The organism is Aliirhizobium sp. YIM B11859 (assembly GCF_057163345.1).
In genome coordinates this window covers 1,133,284-1,158,763 of record NZ_JBXHAY010000001.1, presented here as the reverse complement: position 1 = coordinate 1,158,763, position 25,480 = coordinate 1,133,284, and the positions used below count along the sequence as shown (strand labels likewise).

Genomic DNA, 25,480 nt, shown 5'->3' with positions numbered 1-25,480 from the left:
AAAGCGTTGCGGCCACCTACCGCTATGGCAGGTTGGCCGCACCGGTCCCATTATTTTGCAGTTCCCTGCCGTATTGCTCCAAAGCTACACCTGCCTCGAAGTTTTTCCCATCCTCCATAAGGCGCTCCGCCTCCAACAATCTAGCCTGTCTAACAATTTGTTTAGCTACCATCGAATGAAGGCGGGTGAGTGAGCGTTCGCGCTGTTCGATAGATCGAGATTCAATCCGCCCAACCGTCGTTGTTCGACGCTGTAAGATGTCATTTAGATAAGGCACGAGAGAGATAGGATGCGAGTGCCCCATCAATTCTACTGCCATCATCAACACCTGATTTTCCCAACCTTCGGACCTATTGACGGTTATGCCTTGCTCGGCAAGGCGGTCCAGTTGAAGTTCTATGACCTCAGTGATGAACTTCGCTCGCAGGCGATGAATGTTGGCTTTTTCAACACCTGCATCCTCAAAAATTTCGCCAGCAATACGAGTTACACTATCCTCGTCGAGCCCGCCGCCCCTTTCAGACAGAAATACCGGTTCATCATTGGACCTGTTTCTAGCTGGACGCTCGGAAATGATCTTCTGGCGCTGGGCGTCGTTGTAGATGAACGCGACGAGGCTCCTCACAAGGTCTTGGTTAAATCGTAGTTTGCCCTCTCCCTGGTTCTTTCGGATTACCTTCACTTCAAGGTGCGTTTGGGCATTTGATCCCACAAACGGAGCGAGTGCATCTAGCGATGGGAAATCACTGACGCGAAGCTGGACAATTTCGCTGACGCGAGCACCTGTTTCCAAAGCGACGAGCAATATCAATAAGTTGCGTGCCCAGTAGATTCCGCTGTTTTCGGCCTTTTCCAGTATCAGCTCGACCTCATTGGTGGTCGGTGTATGCCTTCTACCGTAGGAGCTGTGCTCGCCCGGCTCAATCAGTTTGGAGACCCACTTTTTGAACGTGCCGCCGCGCGGGAGCCGAATGTCGATTTCTTTGCTGGATAGGGGGAACACATAGTGGTCTGGCAAGCCCGCGTATTCGTGCAAAGCCTTCGTCTGGACGTGATACTTCAGATGGCCCTGCCCTTCGGCCCATTTGTAAAAATCATGAACAGCTGACGCCACGAAATTGCGTCGGGCAATTTGCGTTCCTTTCTCGCGAAGGACCGTCAAGAAAGCCTGCAAAAAATCATCGTTGACCTTCGAATCCGATGTCCGATGGGCTCGTTGAAAACATCGAAACATGCGGAGAGCCTTCACTTTGGTCTCAACACTTGATGATTTGTTGTGCTCCCATACAACGAGGTGTCGAGCATAGTCGGCAACCCACTCATCGATCCCGTCCTGCCAAATAAGCGTGGGGACTATATGAACCTTAGGTTTCAAAAGGCCGACTTCTATTTCGACAAAAAGAATTTTGGCGTACGGCTTTTTTTGCTTGAAGGTAACAACGTTCTCTTCGGTTACAGCGACTACTTCGTCGCATTTGAGCAGAGGTTTCTGCTGCTCTTCCCATCGCCTAATTCGGTCTTTGAACCTGAGATTTTCGCTTAGTGTTTTTGCTTTGCAGCCAATACGCTCTGCAATCCAGACGCGAGAGAACCGACCTCTGTTGTTGGGTACAGCTCCAGGATCACACGTCTTGAGTAACTGATCAAGCCGATCAAAAAGCAGTTTACTTTTAGCTTGGGTTGAAAAGGCCACCGCGATCAATCAATCACCCGCAGACTGCCCGACTTAGACGCCACCATCTTCTTTAGCTTCGCATTCTCCTTCTCAACCCCCTCCTTACGTCGCTCTGCATCTCTTTGGCGAACGTCCGCAGTCTGAAGTTCTTGTTTTTTGACCTCAAGAGCGTATCGGGCTTGATGAAATTGTTTCGTCGCAGCGACAAGCATCGTCGTCGCCTCATCAGCTTTTTGTTCTGCTGCGAGACGCAGAAACTTTTGCGTTTTGTTGATGCGTGGCTTTTTGGCTGGTTTGGGCTCGCTTGGTACAGCTGATCCAACAGCTCCCATCGGACGTAAACGGGCCAGCAATTCTGCGATCTCTTTGACCAGATCGGCGTGTTTGCCAGTCTCCGTGTTCCAGTCTCGTTTAGAACCAGGGCTGAAGATACCGTACTCTGGACAATTCCACCCGAAAGCACTGGTAAGTGTTTTTTTGAAATCGACGCCAGCGGGAACGCCGGTCTCCGCCCACACTCGGTAGCGATCCCTCATTGTTTCCAGTTGTCGCTTTATTTTCGTCACCACAAATCTTCCAGATAGTCAGTTGGTCCAAGTCATCAGGCAACTTTCAGGGAGCTATAAGACTGAGACAACGTCAGAATCTCGGCACCGCGCAGTTCGTCAAAGATGGTGGGGCCAAATTCGTCATCCGCGCCGAGGTCAAGAACTTTCAGCTCCTGATCGATGAAGGCGACATTCTCCGGACCAATTAATGCCCATGGACAATTGGGACAAATTGCAGGACCGGCGGCCGAGTAATCTGGCCCGATATCTCCCTGCTCGTAGCCAGCAATTTTTCGGCACGCCGCCTTATTACAACCGCTCTCCGTTCGAGGGCAGCAGCACGTCGCCCAGGCTTGCGGTCTGATCACAACGCTTGCTTTGTCCATTTGCCTAATGATCGCTCCCGCAATGGATTCGTTGATAATTTGGACACCTGAGAACTTTTCACGCAAACGGCGAGCAAGCTCGTTGAGCCGCTTACCCATAGGGCCACTATAGGTCGTCCTACCGGAGACGACGTCACGCACTATCTCAATGCGGAAGTTCCAGACCTCTTTCGTCCCGATTCTTTGGGTTTCGATATCCAGTCGGCAATAATCATTGGTTGTCTGCAGATCGAAATGTCGAAGATGGTGAGAAAGGCTCTCGTACTTACCTTTGTATCGCCAAATGTAGAGAACTGCGAAGAAGCGTCTGAATTGGCGGTTCTGCCATCTCCAAGCGAGAATCTCATTGTTGTCGTTCGCGTTCTTATATTTCACCGCATTAACGGAAGCCGCAAACTCGTTGAGATTTGACTCAGGTGAGAGCGTCGCCAGATTGCCGGAAACCGGATCAACATAATCGAAGAGAGGGCCAGTCGGGGAACCCTCACCGTTATGCTGCAGAGAAGAAAGTACGTGAACCGCTTTTGCCACTATGTTGGGGATGGGTATCCAGGTTCTCTGCCGCTCAGTCTTGTTGATGTAGCATTTCATCCACCAGCCACGGAGATCAGTCCCGGCTAGACAATCGCGCTCAAGAAGTTTGATTTCATCTGTCCGACGAGCGGTGAATGCTGAGATCAGTATGAAACATGCGACCGCAAGCATTGCTATTTGAGGGCGTATGGCCTCAGCGTCCGACCTTCGCCACCCGCTCGTGCCCCGAGCAACCAGATTTGTTCGATGGCCTTCAACGATAGCGTGGCTGTTCTCCGCTACGAACCGAACCGATTGCTCAAGAAGATTCATCACGAGGTCTGGAGGAGCGATTGGTGTCTGATCGCACGTATCTCCCAGTTCCATCGCCATTTTCGACGGCCCCTGTGGAAAGGGGCGGAAGTTGATTGTGGGTGCCTCGATGAATGGTCGTAAGACAAAGAGCGCATCGAATACGCTCGTGATGACTGCAATTAGGTTGTATTTGATCGGAGCAGTCCTGACGTCAGCCGCAGACATCAAAAGCACTTTACTATTCAAGCGGGCCGCCGCGACATCCATCTCGGATTTCAGCTCCGTGCGGGCCCAAGTCTTCGGGAGATGGAAAGCATCTATAAGCGCATCGATGTCAAATGTCTTCTTACGAGGCTTCAATACACTTGGCGGGACGTCGTCCCATGTCTCGAAAAGATCAAGCTTTTCCCGCATGATCTTGGAGGCAGTCAGCATTTTGTCGATCCCAAGTGCGCTTTCTGTGCACATAGTAACAATGTCGAGTGCAGTTAACACGGCAAAGGAAGTAAACCCGCGAGCAGTCAATGCGTAGCAAATTCGCAACACGGCATTCGCATAACTGTGATGTGTAGTTGCAGACTGGATGCTGGCGTAGTGCTGCGCTCGTATCCAGAACACAAGCTCTTTCGCTGTTTGATAGAGCAGCGGGTGGTCGATCAGAGATTTTCCATCTGCCATCTTAACGTCGAAGCTAACGACAATCTCATTTCCAAGCCCTCCGGAATCTTTCAATATCCATTCGTGGCTTTCATAGGCTGATCCAAGCCAAATCCGACGGCGGCTTTCGGGATCGATCCCTCCTCGCTCAAACGAACGTACCGCTCTAAGGGCAACAGGCATTAGCTGGGCCTCCTCATTTTAAAATTCGGATTTTCAAGTAGTTTGTTTGCGATCACAGTCGCTGCCCTCCACACTGAGGAGAATGTTTGGCGCATCTTGATTTCGACGGCGTCGCAAAAGCATAGCCAAGGCAACCACTTCTTCTCCCACCGGTCTGGACGATCCCGAACCCAATCCCCCTCGACCTCTCGAAGAGAACGCTGCCACAACTGAAGCAGAGCGATCTCTCTAGGTATTGCGATGACGATGAGTTGCGGGCATCCACCTATGCAGTCCAGCGACTGACATAGCTCACCCTCCAGACCCGGACGGCCGCGTCGATCAGCACACATTGTACCAAGCCCGGTGCGCATGACGTTTTCAATTCGACGAGCCATGCCAGCGCCGTCGATACCAAGAAAATCGTGCGCCTCCTCAATATTCTGGATGACGATGGTTTCCATTGAGTATTGGAAGTACCGAATATCGGTATCGCGGAGGAACCGGATCGGAAATTTGTCTACATACCCTTCATGGACGCGCACTCCATGCTGACCAATTGCTTGCGAAAGGATCGTACGAGCATCGTCTTCAAGGGCCGTCTTTAAGAGGATTGACGGCCGGATCATATTCGGCGTGAGGTTCAATCCCTTCAATGCCGGTATTTTGGCCACGAGCTTCTTGAACCAACTGCGGTACGTTTGCTCATCAATCAGCTTGAACCCTTCACCGAAACCCCGTGACTTGAACAGCATCCTGGCTTGGTTTGGGTGTATGTTCGGAATTGTGGTGAAGACGTTTTGCAGCCACTTTATCCCGAGTATGGCTTCGTCATCATCGTTGAGCGTCGCAATGATCGGCTTTCCGCCTGCCCGGGCCTTATATCCCGTGATCTTGACGCACCTGGCTAGTTCGGAGGGCTCAATACAGTCTGTATACAGAGTTCGACCGACCGAAACGTTGCTTCCTGACGCTATGAGATAAAGTGTCAAGACCGCTGAGATGGCTTCAGCATTCGCTGTCAGATGAGACTGCACATGCATGATGCCGCCATGCTCGTACGCCCGTGATTCGAAAAATTGGCCGCCATCGGCATTGTAGGCATGGGCTTTCGGATAGATGTATCCATAACGGCCCACAATGACTCGTAGGAGGTTAGCAAGGCCTTGGTCAGCATTTGGCCCAACTGGGAAATGCGTCTGAAGGACATCAGACCGACCAGGGCCCCTCAACGCGCCTTTGACCAGCAATTCATCAAGTGCCTCGCCGGGGTCATAGCCCTTTTCGAGCAATCGCTTGCCCTTAGCCCAAAGGTCACGCGCGGCGTGCACGACAGCGACCGCCGCCTCTTTGATGGCGTCTAGGCGTCTTTTGAGAATCTGGAGAATAACAACCGACGGGTTCTCTGGAGCCTTAATATCTAGTGCTTCTATCTCTAACCGCAGGACTCGATTGAACTCCGTTTGTTCGCGGTCCGATACTTCTAGATTCAAAGAGTCAGCGGCCTGATTGATCATCGATGTTGCGAAGTAGAGATAGTCGTCAACGTGTGACGCTGATCGCTTGACTGCGGTGTCAGGTGTCACCTCGGCGAAGGACCGTACGCGCGGACCAGGACGCTCAGGAAATTGCTTGATCCCGAAATCTACAGGTGGCAGCACGCCATCATTGCTGAGATGTCGAACGACCGCATTCGTATCCGAGATGCGCGTGTTGCGGCTCGCAACGTTTTCAATCAAATGTTCGAGGTGGTCACGAAACTCCTGCACCCGGGCGACAGTGAAGTCATCAACCAATTCCTTGAGCGATGCATCGGCATTAATCTCGTATCGCAGCCGACGACATGTGTCAGAGGGGCCTGTCCCAATGTAATTGAGCAGCAATGAGAGGCCGACGTAGTGACTCTTTACGCCGCTTTTGTCCTTCGCAGAACCGTACGTCCTATGAAATGAACGGGCTACCCGCCCAACAAATGCACTCTCCCAACCACCTTTGAGCAGGTAATGAAAGCTGAAAAGTCTTCCCGCCACAGCCACCGTCAAAGGGTCAGCAGCAATGGATTTGGCGAGGTTGGCGTCAGCTTCTTTGAGTTTTTCGACATAGGGGGAGCGCTTCATCATCCCTGGCTGCAAACCAAGTGCGCGTTCCATAGCTGCTCGATTTATGCGTTTGCCATCGGAGGTAAGTTCCGGCTCTCCTGCTGCTAGCGCATCGAACAAGGCTAACTTCTCTCTGACGTCCAACGGCTGATATTTCGTCTCAATCACTGTGCGATCATAATCAGCGATGAGCTTGGCAATACTCGCCACTCTTTTGAGTGCGGGATGATTGTTTTCCAAACCGAAAGCAATCATGAATTGTTTGCGGCTAACCTTTCCATCTGCTGATAACTCTAGCGTTCCCTCTGAGAGATGACGCTCAAACCAGCGCTCCATCTCCACTAGGCGACCCTCGGTGCGCTCCCTGACGGTTGAAACACCATCGGAGTCGAGATTGGAGTCATTTAACTTTCGTACCGCGACCGTGTAATCATCGATGATGGAACACCACCGCTGAACCGTGTGTCTGGGAAGGCTGCAAAGGGCCGCGAGCTTGACACGGTTCGTCACAAGACGCGCTTTCCTCCCCGACAGGCCTACAACGATCTGACGGTTAAGTTCGCGGACAATGATGTCCGCATGACTACCGGGGTCGTAGTCTTGATGAAACTTGAGTTCAGGAAGGTGGGCTAGGACAATGCCTTCATTCTCGTCTGCCGACATGGGTGCAGGTGAGAGTTTTACCTTCTCCGGCTCCAGCTCGTCTAGAATCGCCTCGTAGGACCACAGAATTTCGCGGCATTCTGCCTTGAGAAAGGTCGCGGTTGTCGATGCCCTTGACGAGAGCAATGTTCGATTGATCTTGGCGCTATCGAATTTCGAACGAGGAATGCTTCCGCGTCGCACGTAGTCATTCAAAACGCAAACAACTGCTACCTTGATGGGATCATCGTATTTTTGATGCCGGGCCAGTAATGGAAAGCGTACAACGATGTCATCCGCATCCAGAGACAAAAATTTTATTCGGCGATCCGAGAGGTCCACCGGGTCAACGTCCCTAGCTATGCAATCATATTCGCGAATAAGGTCCATGAATTGCTGTAGCGTGCCGCTACTCCCAATCCTCGCAGTCTTCATAAGAAACTCGCGGCTGATCAAACCCGGACGTCCAGGCGCTCGCGGGAAACTCTTATTCAACAGGCAAGAGTTCAGGACGGCAACTAGGCGTCCTACCGCTTTGTCACCGCTGTGGCCTTGATATCTGCTCAACCTCGGGAACTGGCTGACTATCTGGTGGATTGCTTCGGCAGTGATCGACGGGAGAGCCTCCTCCGGCTCTAAAATGTCGAGTATACCTTCGTAATCTGCTAAAATACCTGCACATACAGACAGAGACTTTACCTTCGTCGCGGCTCGTAAAAATTGATGACTGATTTTTGAAGGCTGTTTAGAAGACCGAGGAATCCTCCCTTTCCGAATACAGTCGTTTAGTATTCGAACGACCTTACCTCTTATACCCGTGTAATTTTGATGATGCTCTAGGTCTGGGAATCGCGAGGTGATGTCGGAAAAGCCGTGCTCTGCGTGTAATAGTGGCGGAATGGTTTGATCAGACTCGGCTACATCCAAAATCGAATCGTAGTCACGGAGAAGTTGCTGACATTTCTGCAAGAACCCCTCGCTAATCAGCCCAGCCTCAACCAGGTATCCACGATGAATTTTGCTCGCATCCCTGGGGGAACGCGGGAAACTGCGCTTACGGATGCAGTCATTCAGAAATCGAACGACTGCCGCCCGCCTTCCCGTCGAAGAATAATTCTGATGCTTTTCAAGGATAGGAAACCGTTCAACGATTTCCGCCGTGTCGCTGACGGAGCCTTCACTTGGAGCAATTTGGTGTGGAACGTGGCCACCGGCGGGTGGCAATTGTGCGCGACCAGGCAAAGGGCCGTCGAATCTCTCTAAATCAGCCTTGTAGACGTGGCGTTTGGATAGAGTGGCAACATCAGACAGATGCCCACCCTCTCCTAAAGCCACCGCTGCTGGAAAGACATGCAGCGCCTCTGATTGGAATTCAACTGTATCCGAAGGCCCTTTAGCTATCCCAAAAAGCTCGTTCGTGGTGTTATCGAGATCGTCCATCTGGCCGTCAGACATAGCTTCCCCGACCTGCACAAGCAGGCTCATCAGAATCTAAAATCTTCGGCTTTCGTCTCTAGCTGTGGACGCGATCCGCCAGTTCTACACTAAGCTTCGGGTATTTCGGTAAATTTTCCGTAAACCTACACGGCGACTGGAGCATCGATTGCGGGATGGGGATCGTAACCTGTAACCTCGAAGTCGTCGATTGTATAACCATCAATCGAGGAAGGCCTTCGAAGAAGCTTCAGTTTAGGAAATGGTCTTGGCTCCCTACTCAAGAGCGTCTGGGCCAATTCCATATGGTTTAAGTAAAGGTGGGTATCGCCTCCTACCCAAACCAGTTCACCAGGTTCCATATCAACCTGCTGGGCAATCATGTGAACCAGCGCAGCCTCTTGAGCAACGTTGAATGGATTGCCGAGGCCCAGGTCGCACGAGCGTTGACCAACCAACAGCGATAACTTTGGTTTGGCGTTTTGGACTTCGGAGCCAAGTCCGCTGACGTAAAACTGGTAGGTCATATGGCACGGCGCGAGCGCCATCTGATCAAGTTCAACAACGTTCCATGCGTGGAATAGCATCCGGCGACTAGCCGGGTTCGCCTTCAACGTCTGGATAAGAGTGGCAACCTGATCGTGCTCATTACCTTGAGCATCGACCCAACGCCGCCATTGCTTTCCATAGACGGGGCCGAGATCGCCCCACGCAAGAGCGAAATCGTCATCAGCCAACACACGTTGCTCAAAGGCTTCCTGTGAAATCTGTTCACCTGTAGCCTTACGATATTTGTCGAGTGGCCAATCCGTCCAAATGCGGACGTTCTCACGCAACAAGGATTGGATGTTGGTTTGCCCGGTCAGGAACCAGAGCATTTCTTTCACGGCCGTTTTCCAGAAAACGCGCTTCGTCGTGTAAACCGGAAATGTTCCGTCTGAGAGGTCGAAGCGCATCATAGCACCGAATGTCGACAAGGTACCAACCCCTGTTCGGTCGATCCGCTTGTCCCCCTTTTCGAGAACATATTCGATCAGGTCAAGGTACTGATACTCAGGATGGCGAGCCATTATCAAATTTCCTGAAATTGTTGGATTGGCTTGACGGTCAGCTGCAAAGTCAAAACTGAAACGTCATGCTACAAATGGTACCGGTACCATTCTCGAAGGGCCGAAAAGCTTTGAAATCCAGGCCTTGAGAACCGAAGGTACGGGTCGGTTGTCGGGAAACGTACCGACGCCGATGAATATATCGGCCGAGCGCTGGTAGAGCTGGCAGGAAAGCTTGCCGTCGGCGACATAGAACTGAAACAGGCAATGGCAGGGCGGCAGCGCCATGTCATCGACCTGCGCCGGGTTCCAGGCCGAGACGATATGCCGGCGGGAATTGGGATTGGTCTTCAGCCCCTCGATCAGCTGCACGATCTGGTCGACATGGCCGCCCTCCGGCCTCGGCCATGAGCGCCACTGGTAACCGTAGACCGGCCCGAGATCGCCGTTTTCATCCGCCCACTCGTCCCAGATGGAAACGCCGTTTTCCTTGAGATAGGCGATATTGGTATCGCCCTTGAGGAACCATAACAGCTCGATGATGATCGACCGCAGATGCAGTTTCTTGGTCGTCAGCACCGGAAAGCCTTCAGCAAGGTCGAAACGCATCTGGTAGCCGAACACGGAGCGCGTGCCTGTACCGGTGCGATCACCGCGATCGGTGCCGGTGTCCATCACATGCCGGAGAAGGTCGAGATACTGTTTCATCGTTCTGGCCGCCGATTCCTGAATTGATCCCCTACATAGTAGCATGGACGGCCTCGACCAATCACCTGCCGGTGACCCTTTGCGCTTTTCCCGGTATTTTGTCTTAATGCCGGAGCCAATCGTGACGGAGTTGCGACAAGCCCTCTTTTCAATGCGCTCGCAAACACCTATATCACCCGTGCCGGACTTCGGTCCGGATATGGCGATAAACGGTCGATGTAATAGACCTATTGGACCCGGGGGCGGTACCCGGCGCCTCCACCACAAACTGGCCTCTGACGGCCATTTTATGATGGGGGCGAAATAGGATCGACAAGGGTGTAAAGATCGAACTTTTGCTCGGCATGATACCGCCGTTATCGGGTCACAAGTGTAGTTGCAAATGACAACAACGCTAAGGGTTACGCTCTCGCTGCCTAATGGCGGTGCGGGAAATCCGAACTAAGTCCTTACGGTTAGCCCCGTAAGGCGGGGTCCGAAGGCACCTGGCAACAGAAGCCTTCACCTTCCCCTTTGACTGGAATACAATCGTAAACTGACTCGACCGAACGGGACTTCCGTTAGCCGGGATGGCATGGCATAACGCGCTTTACTAAAAGACGTAAAATAGGGAAAGACAGGACCGCATGGCTCAGGATCATATCCGTTACGATATTCTGGCACAGGATGCGCTGCGTGGCGTCATTCGAAAGGTCCTCACCGAAGTAGCGGCAACCGGCCGCCTGCCCGGTGACCATCATTTCTTCATTACCTTCCTGACCAATGCCCCGGGCGTGCGCATCTCGCAGCACCTCAAGGCCAAATACGCCGAGCAGATGACCATCGTCGTCCAGCACCAGTTCTGGGATCTGAAGATCACCGATACCCAGTTCGAGATCGGCCTGTCCTTCTCCGACACGCCCGAGCGTCTCGTCATTCCATTCAACGCCATTCGCGGCTTCTACGACCCGTCGGTGAATTTCGAACTCGAATTCGAAGTTCCGCTGGCCGAGGAAGAGGAAGTTTCCGCCGAGATCACGGCGATACCGGTCGAAGCCGTCTCCAAGCCTGCAGACCCTGCAAAGGACACGGGCGAGGAGAAGAAGGAAGGTTCCGTCGTTTCGCTCGACAGCTTCCGCAAGAAGCAATAGCTCACGCAGTCGAAAGGGATCGTGCCATGGGTGACGTGGTCAATCTTCGGCAGTTCCGCAAGGCCAAGGCACGCTCCGAAAAGGACCAGCAGGCAGAGCAGAACCGGATCAGCCATGGCAGAAGCAAGGCCGAAAAGAACCTCACCGGCGCGCTGAACGACAAGGCCGAGAAAATTCTCGATCAGGGCAAGCTGGACAAGCCCCAAAAAGACCCAGAATAAGTGGACATTAAGATCCTGTTATCTGTGCCTATTTGGGTCGCTTGACGTGCTTCGATCCGACAAATCTATAAGGGCCCTTGGTCATGATGATCACGGAGCCAGTCTTGATTCATAAGCATTCCGCGACCCTTCACGGACACCGAACGAGCTTCTCTCTGGAAGATGAGTTCTGGTGTGAATTGAAGTCGATCGCCAGGGTGCGGGGCATGAGCCTCGCAGGCCTCATCACCGAAATAGACGACGAACGCGGAGGGCTCGGAAACCTCTCGTCCTCGCTGCGTCTTTATGTTCTTCGTTATTTAAAGAGCATGCCCGCAAACGGCGACCATCGTGTTGTCGAGGCGGCACTGACCGTCTCATAATCCCAAGCCATCCACCCAGCAAAGCAGAGTCATTGCCCGATCCCAGGCAGGTTGCCCCCGCCGAATGACGGTGACGTCTGCATGCCTGGCTGCAGGTTCTCGCCGGTCGGCGGGACCGTCAGTTGCAGGTCGTTGATCTTCCGTAGCCGTTCCTGCTCTGCAGCCCTGGCGGCCTCGATCATTGCCTGCTTCTGCCGTTCCTCCGCCTCCAGCCTGACCTTTTCGGCTGCGCGTTCGGATGCCTTGAAATTATAGAGGGCGACTTCGCGGCGCAGCCGCTGTTTTTCGAGAACGCTCGACTGAAGCATTTCGACCCGGCGGCGTTCCTGTTCATAGGCACGCATCGACAGGAAATTGGCAAGCGCTGCAACATCGACGCGTTCGCGTGGCAAGGAGCGGTCACCGGAATAAAGGAGACGCACCGTCGGATCACCACCGGTGATCGCCTCGTCTCCAGCGTCATAGGTCGCCGAGATCGAACCATCCATTCCCGCCTGCATCAGATCGGCATGACCTTCCGCCGTCAGGACGAGGCCGTCAGACGATGCGCGGATTTCCTGGGCGCGCAGATCTCCGCCGGTGATCGTGAACGGGATGCGCGTCTGCCCAAGATCGACACTGCCGCTGTGGACGAGATCGGCAACACGCGCGGCGACCTTCGCTTCACTCACCTCTCCCTTGGCGCCGTCGGTCGCGGCCATGACCTGGGAAAGCAGCTCTGGATTGATGCCTTCGACCTTCAGATCGGCAATCCGGATATCCCCCGAGCCGCTCAGCGCCGCCAGAAGATCGCGCATATTCGCCCCGCTCGCCTCCGCCGAAGCATCGAAACTGACCTTCCCGGTTGCGACGGGGCGGTCCCCACGGCGCCAGACCATGGCGCCGAGATCGGCATTCTCGGCGTGAAGTTTCGCTTGCACGATGCCCGTACCGTTGCCGCTGGAGATCAGCAATTTTCCGCCGATCTTGCCGCCGCGCCAGTCGCCGCTGACGTCGTCGAGTGAGATGCCGCCTCCCTGATGGCTGAGCTTTGCCGAAAGATTGGCAATCCTGCCGATTTCGCCGGCGTCGAACTCGTGTGCCTTCAGATCGAGAGAGACTTGTGCCTCGCCGAAGATCGGAATGGAGAATGCATCGGCAGATGGCTTTCCGGTACCGGCATCGGTCAGCGGCCCGAATACGCTTTCACCCAGCCAGGCGAGATCCACGCTGTCGACACTGAGCACGCCGCTCGCCTTCGTGCCTGCGCCCCGGTCGATCGAAAGCCTGCCGTCGAAACCGTTGCCATCTGCCTGTCCGCGAAGTGCCGAAATGTCGATCGCCTTGTCAGTCGTCGCAAAATCCGCCTGAATGTCGATCGGCAGTCCGCCGCCGAATTGCGGAATGCTGATGCCGGTGAGCAGGAGATAAGGCTCGATGTCCCGGCTCTTCAACGCGACATGCCCACGGCCTGCGGCAAAATCTGCGGCCGATACCGACACCTCGCCGGTCGCCGTCAGCGCCGTATGTTCGGTGCTGAACGCAAGTTTCGTCCGCGCAGGTCCATTTGCAGGCTTTTCGACATTGAGCGACAGCGTTCCGGGACCATCGCCACCGAACGGCAGGATATCGACACCTGCCTGGCCGAGCAGCACTTCCGAACGGGGATTGGCAAGCGAGGCAGCAAGCGTCATCGCGTCGCCGCCGGTCAGATCGAACAATGTCGGCAGATCGACAGACGCATCGACGACACTGCCATTGACCGAGCCCGTGACCTTTGCCGCAACCCCGCCACCATCCTGGCCAACGGTCACGTCAGCGGAAATATCCGCATTCGAATAGAAACCTGCATTCGCCGCCAACCGGTCGAGAACGGGATGTGCCGGCAATTGCCGTTTCAGCATCGCCATGAATGCCGTCGGGTCCGCAGCCTGGAAATGGACCTTGGCATTGCCCTTATATTCGAGCAGCGAACCGGCCACCTGCCCTTGAGCGGAGATCTTTGCCCCGGCAATGTCGCCCGCCGAAAGATGGCCGAGCGACAGAACGCCGCCGTCCATGGTGAAGGCCGTATCGACATTCTCCGCGGCAACCCCGAATGCAGTAAACTTCTGTGCCTTGAGTGTCGCTTCGAGCTTATGGTCGAGTACGCTGCGGCCGGCATCTTCACCGGTCACCAGCGAGGCGAGCGCCCGCATCGCGTCGATATCGATCTCGTCGCCTGCAAGGTTGACCGACAGGCTTGGCGGTTGCCCGGTACGGGACTGGCGTTCGATATTGCCCTTGAGTGTCGCCGGACCGATGGCAAGTTCGAGGCCGTTGAAACGCTGGCGCTCCGTCGTCAGGTCCACCTTGGCGGAAAAGCCCGCGCTGCGAAGCTGGCGGATCGCCGGATCAACATGGCCGGACAGCCAGTCGGCAAGCCCCGACGGCTGGACCGAGGCAAACAGCATACTGCCGGTGAAGGATGGCTTGCCCTCCAGAACCAGCCCGCCACTTGCTTCCATCTTGGTTCGGCCCGGCAATGTCGCGACGGCCTTGTCTACCGTCCAGCCGGCACCGGCCGGACGAACATCGAGCTGGATATCGCGGATCGTCGTGTCACTCCAGATGACCGCCGGCAGCTTGAGGCTGGCATGACCCGGAACCTGCGGGATCGGGATGGACGCGGCCATCTGGACGAAGGCATGCAGACGCCGCTGGGCTGACGCGGCGGCATCCCGCCCGGTCTTGCCCCGTGTCCCAGGCTGCCCCAACTGGTTGACGTCGATCTGCTGCCCCTCGGCAGTCAGCAGGAATTCCGGCTTTGCGCCCGTATCGAGCGTCGCCTCGCCGGTGACGACATAGGGATCGTTTAAGGCGCCGACTTCGAGCCGGTAATCACCGACGCGTATCCGGTCGTTGGTCAGTTCGAATGTGCCTTTGACCCGAGGCCCCGGTGGCGGCGCAGTGACCGGCTCGGTGTCGTCTTCCTCCTGCAGCACGTTTGCCGCAAAGCTTCCGCCATAAGTCGGCACGTTTTCGGCCAGCGCGAGATCGCCGTCGAGATTGACTTCGAGCGGCTCGGCATCCGGCCACAACCTCAACCGGATTGGCAGCCGCTTTTCTTCGACATTTGCCGAACCGGTGACGAGGCTGAAACGCGCCTCCTGCCCGTCCAGTGTTGCATTCCCCTCACCGCGCCACGGACCTGCAAGCGACGCGGCCGCCATTTCGGCGGTAAGTCCCGTCAACCTGCGCGACCGTCCCGATTGCTCGTCGACGAGATCGACGGATGCATCGCTGATATGAACGTCCTCGATGACCACGACACGCGTCGGAATGGCCGGGCGGCTGCCGCGCATCCAATCGAGCGTGCCGTCTTTGAGAATATGGACGCGAACCTTGGGCTCCTCGATACGCATGTCGAAGATCCGGGTTTCGCCGGACAGAAACGGCGCCAGCTCCATATCCATGGAAAACCGCGCGATCTGCACCAGTGGCTTGCCATCGGCATCCTGCCCGACGCGCACGTCATGCAGCGTCACCGAGGGAAATGGCAGGATACGGGCATCGACCTCGCCATGCACCGAGACCTTCTTGCCCAGCATGCGGCTTGCCTGCTGCTCGAACTCGACACGGAAACTCGACCAGTCGAGCACGAACGGCGCCAGAAGCGCGGCGAAAAGCACCACGACGATCAAACCGCCGATCGCCAGCATCACCCGTCCTAGCACCGTTTCCGATCTCCTTTTGTTATCCCGAGCCTATTTGCTGGCTCAAGACTAGACGATCACCCGTCCCGTTCAAGTCACGCCTGCGCCATCCGGAAGATCTTGCCGGGATTGAAGATATTGTCGGGATCAAGGCCCTTCTTCACCGAACGCATCACGTCGAGCGCACCGCCGAGCTCCTCGTCGAGATAGGACATCTTGCCCTGACCGACACCGTGTTCGCCGGTGCAGGTACCGTCCATGGCCAGCGCGCGGCGGCTGAGCCTTCCGGTGAAAGCCTCGACATTGGCAACCGATTCGGCGCTCTTGTCGTCGAACAGCACGAGGACATGGAAATTCCCGTCCCCGGCATGGCCGACGATCGGCGCCAGAAGACCGGATTGCGCGATATCCGCCTGGGTCTCGGCAACACATTCGGCAAGACGCGAAATCGGCACGCAGACATCCGTCGAAAGACCGTTCAGCGACGGATCGAGCGCCCGACCGGCCCAGTATGCGTTATGCCGCGCGTTCCACAGCTTGGTGCGCTCCTCCGCATTGGCGGTCCACTGGAATTCGTCGCCGCCGCACTCAGTCGCGATCTCGCCGAACTGTTCCGACTGGATGCGCACCGTGTCTTCAGTTCCGTGAAACTCCAGAAACAGTGTTGGCTTCTCCGGATAGGAGAGGTTGGAATAGGCGTTGCAGGCCCTGATCTGCACGTCGTCGAGCAGTTCGATGCGCGCCACCGGAATGCCCATCTGGATCGTCATGATGACGGCATTGCAGGCTGCCTCGATGCTCGGGAAGGCACAGACGCCGCCACCGATCTTTTCAGGAATACCCTGCAGCTTCAGCGTCACCGAGGTGATCACTCCGAGCGTGCCTTCCGCTCCGACGAACAGGCGGGTCAGGTCGTAGCCGGCAGAAGACTTCCGCGCCCGCCGGGCGGTGCGAATTTCTTCGCCATCGGCAGTCACGACGGTAAGTGCGAGCACATTGTCCTTCATCGTGCCGTAGCGAACGGCATTCGTACCGGATGCACGCGTCGACGCCATCCCGCCGATCGTTGCATTTGCACCTGGATCAATCGGGAAGAACAGGCCGGTATCGCGCAACTCGCGGTTCAGTTCCTCGCGGGTGATCCCCGGTTCGACCGTCACATCGAGATCTTCCGGGCTGATGCGCAGAACCTTGTTCATCCTCGAGAAATCAACGGAAATACCGCCGGATGGCGCATTCACCTGACCTTCGAGCGAGGATCCGACACCGAAAGGAATGACTGGCACGTGATGTTCGCCGCAGGCCCTCACCACCGCCTTCACCTCATCGGCCGTCTCGACAAAGACGACGCCGTCCGGCAATTGTGCGGGAAGATAGGTCGTCGTATGGGCGTGCTGCTCGCGAAACGACTGGCCGGTCTGGAAGCGCTCTCCGAAGGCCTGCTTCAAAATCCCGAGGACTGCCGTGATGCCCTCCTCGTTGCGGAGGCCTGCCTTCACGTCCCGAATTGCCATCTCGATATTCTCCTGCATGCTGGGCAGAAACTGGTTATGGGACAAGCACTTGTTTGTCCAGTGACAACGTCCTTGGGCAGAAGTGGTGCACCCTTGCCGATGCACACCTCCGATTTGTCTGACATAAACCGACTTGAATGCCGCCCTGCGTGCGTTACCAATGACGCAACGCATGCTGCAATGAAGGAACCTCATATGGCGACGATCGGTGTTATTGGAGCTGGCGCAATGGGCAGCGGGATCGGCGGATTGCTGGCCCGCAATGGAGCGACCGTTGTGACCGACCTTGAAGGCCGCTCGCCGGCAACCGTGGGGCGGGCGGAAGCTTCCGGCATGAAGGCGGCAGACCTCGAAACACTGCTCTCCGCCGAGATCGTATTGTCGATCATCCCGCCCGCTGAGGCCGTAAGCGTTGCCCGCCGGTTTGCACAGGAGGCACGCCGGCAGGATCGGTCGGCCATCTACGTCGACTGCAATGCCATATCGCCGGCGACCATGAAGGATGTGGCCGATGTCTTCATCGGCACGAAAGTCGAGGTGATCGACGCCTGCATCATCGGCGCTCCGCCCAGCGAAAAACAGGCCCCAAAGCTCTATGTCAGTGGCGATGTGTCCAACCGCACGGCGCTGCTGCAACCTTATGGCATGCCGGTGCGCCCCGTATCCGGCGGCATCGGCGCCGCATCGGCGCTGAAAATGTGTTATTCAGGCATAAACAAGGGCCTGACCGGACTGGGCACTGCCATGCTTCTGGCAGCCATACAAAGCGGCGCCGACGAAAGCCTGAAGCTCGAACTTGCCGAAAGTGTGCCGGCGATCGAACGCAAACTGACGACAGGCATTCCCGACATGTATCCGAAGGCCTATCGCTGGGTCGCAGAAATGGAAGAGATCGCCGATTTTCTCGGCGACGACGATCCGGCATCGCTGATCTTTCGCGGCATGGCAGGGCTCTATCGGAAAATGGCCGACGACCGGCAGGACGGCGGCACGCTGGCCGCCGAGCTGAACCAGTTGCTTGCCGGACAGTCCTCCGCGTGAGCCTACCTCCCGGCAGACAGGCCAACGGCCCGCATCGTGCTGCTGGAACCTGAGTTAAACGTCTCTACTCTGCCGCCATCAGCGGTGGCTGTTTGCTGTCGTTCGCACGGCTCTTCCTCGCATTTTCAAGCTCGTCATGCAGACGGGCTTCCTCATGCGCATGCGGTTTGGCAAACCGGGCAAGCAGCAGATAGGCGACCGGCGTGATGTAAAGCGTCACCAGCGTGGCGAAGCCAAGCCCGCCGACAATCACCCATCCGAGCGCGATCCGCGCCTCGGCACCGGCGCCCTTGGCAAGAACCAGCGGCAGGCCGCCGATCACGGTTGCGATCATGGTCATCATGACCGGCCGAAGACGCAGGGAGCAGGCTCGCTCGATCGCCTCGCGGCAATTGGCGCCCTCGTTGCGCAGATGGTTGGCGAATTCGACGATGAGAATGCCGTTCTTGGCCATCACACCGACCAGAAGCACAAGGCCGATCTGGCTGTAGACGTTGAGGCTGGAACCGGTCAGCACCAGCGCGAATGCGGCACAGGCAAGCCCCAGCGGCACGGTTGACATGATGATCACCGCCGACAGCACGCTTTCGAACTGGGCCGCAAGCACGAGGAAGATGATTGCGATGGCGAAACCGAAGGTCAGCGCCATGCCGCTCGAATTTTCCTTCAGCGTCGCAGCCTCCGCAAGCGGGATAAGACGCGAACCCGCAGGCAGAAGCGGCTGCGCCAGTTCGGTCGCTGTCTGGACCGCCTGGCCGAGCGAGACACCGTCCCTCAAACCGGCGGAAAACGACACTGCCGCCAGTCGCTGCTCGCGGTTCAATCTCGGAGCCACGGCCTTTTCTTCAAGCGTCGCGACGGTCGAAAGCGGCACCATCCGGCCGTCCTTGGCCTTCAGGAAGATGTTTTCGAGATCCGTCGGATCGTCGATCGGCCGGGTCGTCGAGGTCAGCTTGACCGGGGTCGCCTCGCCATCAACGAACACGTCGACGACCGATCGCCCTTCCAGAAGCGATTGAAGCGACGTTCCCAGATTGGTGATGTCGATACCGAGATCGGATGCCCGCTCCCGGTTCACCGACACGAAGATCTGCGCCTGCGTCGGTTCGTTGTTCAGGCGCGGCGTATCGAAAAGACCCGTCTGCCGCAGCTGATCGACGAGTTTGAGCGCAGCATCGGTGAGTTTTTCGTGATTGGTACCGACCAGCGCCATCTGCAGACCGTTGCCGGCGCCGCGGATGCGAAGGCTGTTCTGCTGCTGGGCAAAGGCTCTCAGCGACGGCACCGTTGCCGTCGCCGTATTGATGTCCTTGACGATCTCGGCCTGGCTGCGGTCGCGCTCCGACCATGGCGCAAGCGTCAGGACCATGAAGCCGTTATTGGTCGCGCCCCCCTGCCCCGAAATCGAATAGATATTACGGATTTCACCGGAATCGACCAGCGGCTTCAGCTTCTCCTCGATCTGCTGCAGCTTGTCGCGCATATATTGAAGACTGATCCCTTCGGGCGCGGTGGCACGAAGAAACACCATGGCGCGGTCTTCCGCCGGTGTCAGTTCGCTCTTCACCGTCTTGAAGGCCATATAACCGGCGCCGCCAAACAGCAACGCGACGACGATGACGATTGCCGGAGCCCCAAGGCAGGCATGCAGCGTCACCCGGTAGACATTCGCAAACAGCACGCCGAAGCGCCCGAGCAGGCCGTCCTGCTTGTCCTTGATCGGCTTGGTCAGCATCCGCGACGCAAGCATCGGGCAGAGTGTCAGCGCCGTGACCGACGACAAGCCGACCGCGAATGCCAGCACGAAGCCGAATTCGCGAAACAGGCCGCCCATCTGTCCGGGCAGAAAGGAAAGCGGAATGAAGACTGCGGCAAGGGTGGCCGTGGTCGCGAGGACTGCAAAGAAGACTTCCTGCGTACCGAGCACGGCAGCCGCCCGCGGCCCCATGCCTTCCGCTCTTCGGCGCACGATGTTTTCGAGCACGACGATCGCATCGTCGACCACCAGGCCGGTCGCCAGCACGATCGCGAGAAGTGTCAGAATATTGATCGAAAAACCGACCATATAAATCGCCACCAGAGTGCCGATCAGCGCCACCGGCATGGTCAGCGCCGGGATCAGCGTCGCCTTCCAATCGCGCAGGAATAAAAAGATCACAATGACCACGATCGTGCCGGAGAGCGCCAGCGCGATCTCAACCTCATGCAATGCTCCTTCGATGAACACCGCGTCATCGCTGGTAATCGCGATCCGCGTCCCTTCGGGAAGCGCCTTCTGCAGGTCCGCCACCGCCGCGCGTACGCCTTCCGAAATGCTCAGCGTGTTCGATTGCGCCTGGCGCAGGACGCCGAGGCCGACCCCCTGAATGCCGTTCGACCTCAGCGCCGTCGTACCGTCGTCCGGACCGAGCATCACCGTCGCGACGTCGCGCAGCCGGACATTGTCGCCGAGCAGGACGTTTTCGAAATCCTCCGGTTTGGTCAGGCTCGCGGTGGCACGCACGACGATATCCTGGGTAGAGGATTCCAGCGAACCGGCCGGCACGTCCATCGCCGCCGTATCAAGCGCCGTGGCAAGGTCGGCGATCGTCAGGCCACGACTGGCCAAAGCCGCCTGGTTCACGTCGACACGGAAAACTTTTTCCTGGTCGCCGTAGAGCTCCACATCCGCCACGCCGTCAACAGCCGCCAGCCGGTCGGACACCTCGTTGTCGACCAGCAGCGTAAGGTCTTCCATCGACAGGGTCGAGGAGGTGACGGCAAGACGCATGATCGGTTGGCTGTCGCTATCGGCCTTGATGATGCGGGGTTCATCCACATCATCGGGCAACAGCCCGGTGACCCGCCCGAGCGCATCGCGCACGTCATTGGCCGCGACCGCCAGATCGGCCGTATCGTTGAATTCCAGTGTCACGCGGCTCTGGCCGAACTGCGATTCCGAAGAAACCGCCTTCAGGCCGGCGACACGCGCGACCGCGCCTTCGATGACATCCGTCACCTCCTGGTCCATCGTCTGGGCCGAGGCACCGTCATAGGTCGTGCGGATGGTGATCACCGGCTGATCGACATCCGGCAATTCGCGCACCTCGACACCGACAAGCGCCGCAAGGCCGGCGACGACGAGCAGCGTGTTGAGTACCGCCGCAAGGACCGGGCGACGAACGAACAGCGCGGTAAAGCCCTGCTTGCCGGCTCCGGATCCAGGCTGGGTGGAGTTTGTCTCCTGCGGCGGCGAATTTCCGGTGTGATCAGCGCTCATCGGCTGGCTACCTCCGGCGATTTTTCCCCGGCAATCCGAACGGCCCCGTTCTCCCGCACCCGCTGCAGTCCTTCGGTCGCGATGGCATCGCCCTCCTTCAGGTCGGCGGAAACAAGGATGGCATCCGGATTGCGCTGGATGATCCGGGCGCGAACCTTCACGGATTTATGATCGGCGATACGCCAGACGAAAGCGCCCTGCGCATCCCACTGGACGGCGAGCGGATCGACGGCCGGATAGGTCTCGCCGGGAAACCGCATCGTCACGCCGAACGACATGCCGGCCCGCAATTGATCTTCGCCATTTGGAATTTTTGCACGAATCCGGATCGTCCGGCTGGCCGGATCGACGCGATTGTCGACGGCATAGACCGAGCCCTCGAAACTGCTGCCCGGACGAGAAACCAGGATCGCCTCGACCGGCATATCCGTCTTCACCTGTACGGCAAAGCGTTCCGGCGCCCAGAAATCGACGAGCAGCTCCGAGCGATTGTCGATCGTCACCACGTTGCTGGAGGTCGTGACATTGTCGCCGATATTGATGGCGACGATGCCGACGATCCCGTCGATCGGCGCCACGACAGAGCGGCGCTTCAACGCCAGCTCGGCATTGGTCACCGCAAGCTGCGCTGTCTCGAAAGCAATCTGGGCATCGAGAACATCGAGCCGCGAGAAGCTCTTCAAGTTCTGGTAGCTATCCGATTTCTCCCGTGCGCTGCGCAAGAGAACCCTGGCCTGATCGCGCAGGATGATCTGTTCGTCATCATCGAGCTGCGCAAGCACCTGGCCTTTTTTGACCTGATCGCCTGACTTCACCAGGATCTCGTTGATCGTGCCGGTTGCCTGCGGCATGACGATCACCGATTGGATAGCCTCCCCGTCACCGATCGCAGACAGACGGTCGTTGACGACGCCGGTGCCGACCGGCCTTGTGGCGACCAGTACTGCTTGTGCATCCGGGTTTGCGTTCTGGCGGGAGCCACCTGAACCGGCATTGTGTCCTTCGCTGCCGGCGACCGTTGCCGAAACCGGTTCGATCGCTTTCGGATTGATCGCCGAAACGACACCCTGTGGCATTCCCATGGATATCAGCGTGCGGCCAGCATCGGCCGACATGTAGACCCAGAGACAGAGCCCCCCGAGCAACACCGCGACCGACAGAATAAGCTGGTTCCAAATCCGCATGCAGACCTCGCAGGTATTAAAAGTCACTCAGGAGCCGACAACCGACAATATCCCTGTTTTATCAATAACTGGCAATGCCGGCATCGGTGATCCGGAAATTCTACCATCACGGGATTTCACACTTGTGTCAGCGCATAGCCAAACAAAAGAAAGACACGGATTGCACCTGGGGAAGCCGTCATCGGGGCAACGCCACGCAGCCCGGCGAAGCCCGGCAACCACCACGAATGAAGAAAATGAGCGGCAATAACTGGAATGAAAAGTGAACATGATCTGGCCTTTCGGCCTCGAATCACTACATTGGCCGCATGAATAACAGTTTCGACGATATTCCGTTCTTCGATGAAGAACCGGAACACGCGCCTCGCAAGCAGCAGCCGGCTGGCGACCGCCCGCAGCGAGCATCGGTGGGCGCACCGGACAGGGCCCAGGATGCCCCCCGAAATGCACCGCAGACGGGCCTGGGCATTGCCGCCCGTGCAATGGCCGCGCGCGACGGAGCACGCCCTGCCCCCGATTATCTGTCGGGCCTCAATCCGGAACAGCGCGAGGCGGTGGAAACACTCGACGGTGCGGTTCTGGTCCTCGCCGGCGCGGGCACTGGCAAGACCCGTGTGCTGACCACCCGCATCGCCCATATTCTCGAAACCAACCGGGCTTACCCCAGCCAGATCCTCGCCGTCACCTTTACCAACAAGGCGGCCCGCGAGATGAAGGAGCGCATCGGCGTTCTCGTCGGCGGTGCCGTCGAAGGCATGCCATGGCTCGGCACCTTCCACTCGATCGGCGTCAAGATCCTGCGTCGCCATGCGGAACTGGTCGGCCTGCGCTCCGACTTCACCATTCTCGACACGGACGACGTCATCCGCCTGATCAAGCAGTTGATCCAGGCCGAAGGTCTGGACGACAAGCGCTGGCCGGCAAAACAGTTCGCCGGCATGATCGACGGTTGGAAGAACAAGGCGCTTCTGCCGCAGGATATTCCAGAAGGCGACGCCCGCGCATTTGCCAACGGCAAGGGCCGCGAACTTTATGCCGCCTATCAGGCACGGCTGCGCACGCTGAATGCCTGCGACTTCGGCGATCTCCTGCTGCATCCGATCGCGCTTTTTCGCAAGACGCCGGATCTGCTCAAGGAATATCACCAGAGGTTCCGCTACATCCTGGTCGACGAGTATCAGGATACCAATACGGCACAGTATATGTGGCTGCGCCTGCTGGCCCAGCGCCCCAAGGGCGTGCCGCAGAATGTCTGCTGCGTCGGCGACGACGACCAGTCGATCTATGGCTGGCGTGGTGCCGAGGTGGACAACATCCTGCGCTTCGAAAAGGATTTCCCCGGCGCCAAGGTGATCAAGCTGGAGCGCAACTATCGCTCCACCGAGCATATTCTCGGCGCCGCCGGCCATCTGATCGCCCATAACGAAGGTCGCCTCGGCAAGACCTTGTTCACCGACCGCGTCGATCCCGATGATGAAAAGGTCATCGTTCACGCCGCCTGGGACAGCGAAGAGGAAGCCCGCGCCGTCGGCGAGGAGATCGAGAGGCTGCAGCGCGGCGGTAATGATGGCAGGAAACACGCGCTGAACGACATGGCGATCCTTGTGCGCGCCTCGTTCCAGATGCGCGAATTCGAAGACCGTTTCGTCACGCTCGGCCTCAACTACCGCGTCATCGGCGGTCCACGCTTTTACGAGCGGCTCGAGATCCGCGATGCCATGGCCTATTTCCGCCTGGTCTGCCAGTCGGCCGACGATCTGGCCTTCGAGCGGATCATCAACACGCCGAAGCGCGGCCTTGGCGACACGACAGTGCGTTACCTGCATGACTATGCCCGTGCCCGCGACATCCCCATGCTGCAGGCGGCAACCGATATCGTCGAAACCGACGAATTGAAGCCGAAGGCCCGGAAGGCTCTGTTCGATGTCACGCAGAACTTCAGGAACTGGCAGGAACGCCTTGAATCGATTCCCCATACCGAATTGGCCGAACAGATCCTCGAAGAGGCCGGCTATACGGACATGTGGAAGAACGACAAGTCGGCGGAAGCCCCCGGAAGGCTCGACAACCTCAAGGAACTGATCCGCTCGATGGAGGCCTTCGAGTCGATGCGCGGCTTCCTCGAACATGTCTCGCTGGTCATGGATGCGGAGCAGAACGAGAACATGGATGCCGTCTCGATCATGACGCTGCATTCGGCCAAGGGGCTGGAATTCGATACCGTCTTCTTACCCGGCTGGGAGGAAGGCCTGTTCCCGCACCAGCGCGCGCTGGACGAGGGCGGCCGCTCGGGTCTCGAGGAAGAACGCCGCCTCGCCTATGTCGGCATCACTCGCGCAAAACACCGCTGCCACATCTGGTTCGTCTCCAACCGCCGCATCCACGGCCTGTGGCAGTCGACCATGCCATCCCGCTTCCTCGAAGAACTGCCGCCAAGCCATGTCGATGTCGCAGCATCGGATTCGTCGAATTATGGCGGTTATGGTGGACGCGGTGGTTATGGCCAGTCGCGCTTCGACAAGGCCGAACCCTTTGCCAATTCCTATTCGACCCCCGGCTGGAAACGCGCCCAGGCCAACAAGACCGACGCGACGCGTGACAACTGGGGCAGCCGCTCCGGCCACGCGGTGGAACGCATCGGTTACGGAGAAAGCGGCCCGCGCGGCCGCACGATCGACGGTGAACTGGTGGCAAAGTCGGTAGCCGACACGCCGTCGAAATTTGCCGTCGGCGACCGTGTCTTCCACATCAAGTTCGGCAACGGCAACGTCACCGGCGTCGAGGGCAACAAGCTGACGATCGAGTTCGACCGGGCGGGACAGAAACGCGTGCTGGACGGGTTCGTCGAGAAGGCGGGGTAAAAGCGCAGCTAAGGCTTTCGGCCTGACTTGTTGGACCGATAGCTTT

At 57.5% G+C, this 25,480-nt stretch carries 14 protein-coding genes, 1 other RNA gene and 1 pseudogene; 6 read left to right on the top strand and 10 right to left on the bottom strand.

The features are described from left to right. Positions 1 to 22: 22 nt before the first annotated feature. The 6 genes and pseudogenes from AC2GXZ_RS05345 to AC2GXZ_RS05320 all read right to left on the bottom strand — a co-directional run. Entirely contained in the window at positions 23 to 1,693 is a 1,671-nt protein-coding gene (locus tag AC2GXZ_RS05345; protein WP_483758277.1) for a tyrosine-type recombinase/integrase, read from the bottom strand. A gap of 5 nt (positions 1,694 to 1,698) precedes the next feature. Continuing rightward, positions 1,699 to 2,241 (bottom strand): hypothetical protein, encoded by a 543-nt coding sequence (locus AC2GXZ_RS05340; protein WP_483758058.1) that lies wholly within the window; start codon positions 2,239 to 2,241, stop codon positions 1,699 to 1,701. Positions 2,242 to 2,276: 35 nt separating this feature from the next. Continuing rightward, positions 2,277 to 4,277, bottom strand: a complete 2,001-nt coding sequence (locus AC2GXZ_RS05335; RefSeq protein WP_483758057.1) for a hypothetical protein — start codon at positions 4,275 to 4,277, stop codon at positions 2,277 to 2,279. Further along, positions 4,277 to 8,482, bottom strand: a complete 4,206-nt coding sequence (locus AC2GXZ_RS05330; protein WP_483758056.1) for a hypothetical protein — start codon at positions 8,480 to 8,482, stop codon at positions 4,277 to 4,279. Before AC2GXZ_RS05330 ends, AC2GXZ_RS05335 begins: the two co-directional genes overlap by 1 nt. A gap of 95 nt (positions 8,483 to 8,577) precedes the next feature. Further along, positions 8,578 to 9,501 (bottom strand): thymidylate synthase, encoded by a 924-nt coding sequence (locus AC2GXZ_RS05325; protein ID WP_483758055.1) that lies wholly within the window; start codon positions 9,499 to 9,501, stop codon positions 8,578 to 8,580. A 99-nt stretch (positions 9,502 to 9,600) separates the two neighbouring features. Then, a pseudogene (locus AC2GXZ_RS05320) lies at positions 9,601 to 10,188 on the bottom strand (thymidylate synthase); the annotation flags it as partial. Between the two features lie 141 nt (positions 10,189 to 10,329). Here AC2GXZ_RS05320 and ssrA point away from each other — a divergent pair. The 4 genes from ssrA (at position 10,330) to AC2GXZ_RS05300 (ending at position 11,901) form a co-directional block, all read left to right on the top strand. Then, positions 10,330 to 10,694: a transfer-messenger RNA gene (gene ssrA / locus AC2GXZ_RS05315) on the top strand. 120 nt (positions 10,695 to 10,814) lie between these two features. Next, the gene (locus AC2GXZ_RS05310; protein WP_483758054.1) at positions 10,815 to 11,318 is read left to right on the top strand and encodes an SspB family protein; all 504 of its coding nucleotides are present in this window, start codon (positions 10,815 to 10,817) and stop codon (positions 11,316 to 11,318) included. 26 nt (positions 11,319 to 11,344) lie between these two features. Beyond that, positions 11,345 to 11,539, top strand: coding sequence for a DUF4169 family protein (locus AC2GXZ_RS05305; protein WP_483758053.1), 195 nt, complete (start codon positions 11,345 to 11,347; stop codon positions 11,537 to 11,539). A gap of 104 nt (positions 11,540 to 11,643) precedes the next feature. Continuing rightward, positions 11,644 to 11,901 (top strand): ribbon-helix-helix domain-containing protein, encoded by a 258-nt coding sequence (locus AC2GXZ_RS05300; protein ID WP_483758276.1) that lies wholly within the window; start codon positions 11,644 to 11,646, stop codon positions 11,899 to 11,901. A 29-nt stretch (positions 11,902 to 11,930) separates the two neighbouring features. On the opposite strand, the gene AC2GXZ_RS05295 is transcribed toward AC2GXZ_RS05300, so the two are convergent. Next, the gene (locus AC2GXZ_RS05295) at positions 11,931 to 15,596 is read right to left on the bottom strand and encodes an AsmA family protein (protein ID WP_483758052.1); all 3,666 of its coding nucleotides are present in this window, start codon (positions 15,594 to 15,596) and stop codon (positions 11,931 to 11,933) included. Positions 15,597 to 15,670: 74 nt separating this feature from the next. Next, the gene (locus AC2GXZ_RS05290; protein ID WP_483758051.1) at positions 15,671 to 17,089 is read right to left on the bottom strand and encodes an FAD-binding oxidoreductase; all 1,419 of its coding nucleotides are present in this window, start codon (positions 17,087 to 17,089) and stop codon (positions 15,671 to 15,673) included. A 195-nt stretch (positions 17,090 to 17,284) separates the two neighbouring features. Between AC2GXZ_RS05290 and AC2GXZ_RS05285 the strand changes: the two genes are divergently transcribed. Further along, positions 17,285 to 18,130 (top strand): NAD(P)-dependent oxidoreductase, encoded by an 846-nt coding sequence (locus tag AC2GXZ_RS05285; protein ID WP_483758050.1) that lies wholly within the window; start codon positions 17,285 to 17,287, stop codon positions 18,128 to 18,130. Positions 18,131 to 18,194: 64 nt separating this feature from the next. Here the strand turns inward: AC2GXZ_RS05285 and AC2GXZ_RS05280 are convergent, their stop codons facing one another. Together AC2GXZ_RS05280 and AC2GXZ_RS05275 are read right to left on the bottom strand one after the other, a co-directional pair. Next, entirely contained in the window at positions 18,195 to 21,389 is a 3,195-nt protein-coding gene (locus AC2GXZ_RS05280) for an efflux RND transporter permease subunit (protein WP_483758049.1), read from the bottom strand. Then, the gene (locus AC2GXZ_RS05275) at positions 21,386 to 22,573 is read right to left on the bottom strand and encodes an efflux RND transporter periplasmic adaptor subunit (protein WP_483758048.1); all 1,188 of its coding nucleotides are present in this window, start codon (positions 22,571 to 22,573) and stop codon (positions 21,386 to 21,388) included. Before AC2GXZ_RS05275 ends, AC2GXZ_RS05280 begins: the two co-directional genes overlap by 4 nt. Before the next feature lie 308 nt (positions 22,574 to 22,881). Here AC2GXZ_RS05275 and AC2GXZ_RS05270 point away from each other — a divergent pair, with 308 nt between their 5' ends. Beyond that, a complete protein-coding gene (locus AC2GXZ_RS05270) occupies positions 22,882 to 25,434 on the top strand; it encodes an ATP-dependent helicase (RefSeq protein WP_483758047.1) in 2,553 nt (850 codons plus the stop codon). Positions 25,435 to 25,480 lie beyond the last annotated feature (46 nt).